The sequence below is a fragment of the Streptomyces sp. NPDC056628 genome (genome assembly GCF_042792555.1).
Taxonomy (GTDB): Bacteria; Actinomycetota; Actinomycetes; order Streptomycetales; family Streptomycetaceae; genus Streptomyces.
Genome location: NZ_JBHTWG010000087.1, coordinates 1 through 2,627, shown reverse-complemented (window position 1 = coordinate 2,627; position 2,627 = coordinate 1). Strand labels below are relative to the sequence as shown.

Genomic DNA, 2,627 nt, shown 5'->3' with positions numbered 1-2,627 from the left:
CCATGAGACCGCCCCCGCACGATCGAAGTCCCGCTACACTCCCGCCACCCGGCGGAAAGACCTGGTCAGGCAGCGAAATCCTGCTGGAGTATTAGTACTCCAGCCGTAGATCGTGATCTTCATGTCTGATTCGCGGCCTGTCGGCGGTAATGGCTGGCCTGGGCTCGGGCCTGGTGGCGACGTCGCCAGGCGAGCCGGTGGGCTACGTCGTGCACGGGCCGGACGACCAGCGTCGTGAACAGTCGTTGGATCTCGTTGCAGGTGAACGGGACCAGCCCGTCCGGGACGAGATGGCGGGCATGTTCGTCGGCGCGGACGACGGCGAGGAAGGCGTGGGCGAGCATGGCCAGGGTCACCCAACGGGACCACGAGGTGAAGCGGCGGAGCTGGTGCTCGTCCAGTCCGGCCAGGCCCTTTCCGGCCTGAAAGGTTTCCTCTACCCGCCATCTCGACCCGGCGACGCGCACCAGCGTGGCCAGGGGCGCCGGGGTCGGCGAGAAGCAGCGGTAGCAGGCCAGTTCACCGGTGGTGCGGTTGCGGCGGATCAGCAGCCGGTGGCTGCCGGGCCGGGGTTCGGTCAGGTCGGTCGCGAAGGCGGTGTCCTCGCCGAGCCCGGCAGCCCGGCAGCGGTCCGGGTCGCACGTCCACGGGTGCGGAAGGTACAGTTCACGGTCCACGGTCGCGTGCCCGCGGCGTCCGGCGTAGACGAGATAGACGGCGACCTGCGCGTTTTCGATTCTGCCGGCGGTGCCGGTGTACTGGCGCTGCACCCCGACGGTGTGCGTGCCCTTCTTCACGTCCCCGGTCTCATCGACCATCAGCACCGCATCCTCGTCGTGCAGATGCTCCAGCACGTACTCGCGCACGTCATCCCGCACGCGGTCGGCGTCCCACCGGGCCCGGCCGAGCAGGTGCTGCATGCCGTGCGGACTCGCCTCCCCGGCCCACTCGGCGATCGACCAGCAGTTCTTGCGCGGCAGGTCCGACAGCAGCCCCCGCACCAAGTTCCGTACCCGGCGCCGTGGCTCCATCCGCGCGAACCGGCCCGCTATCCGGCCCATCAGAAACTCGAACGCCTCCTGCCAGCGGGCAGGGTCTACGCTGTTACCCGCGGCCACCGCATGATCTTCAGTCTTCACACACCGATGATCAAAGGTGGCCGTACCCGTCTCTCAGCCGACCCCATGAGCCGAGGCACGACGGCTGTCACCCACGAGAGCGGCCGTTCCGCCGTTCTGTCGCGGCGAGGCAAGGTGGTTGTCCCCGGATCAGCACGCTGCTTGTCACCCTCAGCTCGCAGCGGGGGTAGCTCGTCCTCTCCGCGCGGGAGGAGGACGCGGCACGCGCTGACGGGGAAGCGGAAACTGATTCACCTGGCGACTCGTCTTGGGCAACGAGCCGAGCGGATGGGAAACCAGGTGGAGTGGAAGGACAGCGGTGTGACGTCGACAGGGAGGGCAGCAGTGCCCCGACGGGCGCGGCGCCGGGCCGGGCAGTGGGTTCTGGGCGAGGGCGGAAAGGGGGAGGCCAGGCGCCGGTGGGTCTGGACGCGGGGGTGGGTGCCCGCCGCGTTCGCGGTGTTGACGGCCGGGCTGCTGGCGTTCCACCGGGCGGTTCCCAACTCCGCGGGCCGCGCGGGCAGTTTACTGGAAGCGTTCCTGCCGTGGCTTGGCCTGGTGGTCCTGGTACTGCTCGGTCTGACCCTGCTGCGCCGTTCAACCACCGCTCTGGTGGCCCTGCTCCTGCCGGTGGCGGCCTGGACGTACCTCTTCGGCGGGCTGTTCCTGCCCGGGGCGAAGTCTGGCCCGCACGACCTGGTCGTGGTGCAGCACAACGTCAGCGACGAGAACACCGACCCGGCGGGCACGGCCCGCGCCCTGGCCGAGGCCGGGCCCGATCTCATCGCGCTGGAGGAGCTGGTGCCTCCGGCACTGCCGGTCTACGAGAAGACTCTCGCCCCGAACTACCCGTACCACGCGGTCCGGGGCACTGTCGGACTGTGGTCGAAGCATCCGCTCACCGATGCCCGGCTACTAGACATCAAACCGCAGGGGATCACGGGGCCCTGGAGTCGCGGACTGCGGACCGTGGTCCACACGCCGCACGGCGACATCGCGGCGTACGTCGCGCACCTGCCCTCGGTCCGCATCCGGGCGAGCGGCCTCGCATCCTCCTGGCGCGACGAGAGTGCCGGCCTGCTGGGCAAGGCCGTCGCCGCCGAGCAGCTGGAAACGGTGATCTTGCTGGGCGACCTCAACGGCACGGTCGACGACCGCGGACTGGCCCCGCTGACCTCACGGATGAGCTTGGCGCAGCGGGGCTTCGCCTTCAGCTTCCCTGCCGCCTTCCCGCTGGCCCGGATCGACCAGGTCATGGCTCGCTCAGCAACCGTCGCCCACATCCGCACCCTGCCCGCCACCGGTAGCGACCACCTACCGGTCGCCGCCCGGATCACACTGCTCTGAAGGAGTGGTCCCACGGACAACAAGCCTGCCTATATGACACCTATCGTGCTTCGGCTCACCTCACCAGCAAGATCACGATCTACGGCTGGAGTATTAGTACTCCAGCAGGATTTCGCTGCCTGACCAGGTCTTTCCGCCGGGTGGCGGGAGTGTAGCGGGACT

At 69.0% G+C, this 2,627-nt stretch carries 2 protein-coding genes; one reads left to right on the top strand and one right to left on the bottom strand.

Translation table 11 applies throughout. The features are described 5' to 3' along the window. Window positions 1-119 precede the first annotated feature (119 nt). Window positions 120-1,061 carry an IS701 family transposase gene (locus ACFRAC_RS36670; protein WP_382939712.1) on the bottom strand — a complete coding sequence of 314 codons (942 nt, stop codon included), beginning with the start codon at window positions 1,059-1,061 and terminating at the stop codon, window positions 120-122. A gap of 345 nt (window positions 1,062-1,406) precedes the next feature. Between ACFRAC_RS36670 and ACFRAC_RS36665 the strand changes: the two genes are divergently transcribed. Continuing rightward, window positions 1,407-2,465: an endonuclease/exonuclease/phosphatase family protein gene (locus tag ACFRAC_RS36665; RefSeq protein ID WP_382939708.1), complete on the top strand. Its 1,059-nt coding sequence runs from the start codon at window positions 1,407-1,409 to the stop codon at window positions 2,463-2,465. The last annotated feature ends 162 nt before the right edge of the window (window positions 2,466-2,627 follow it).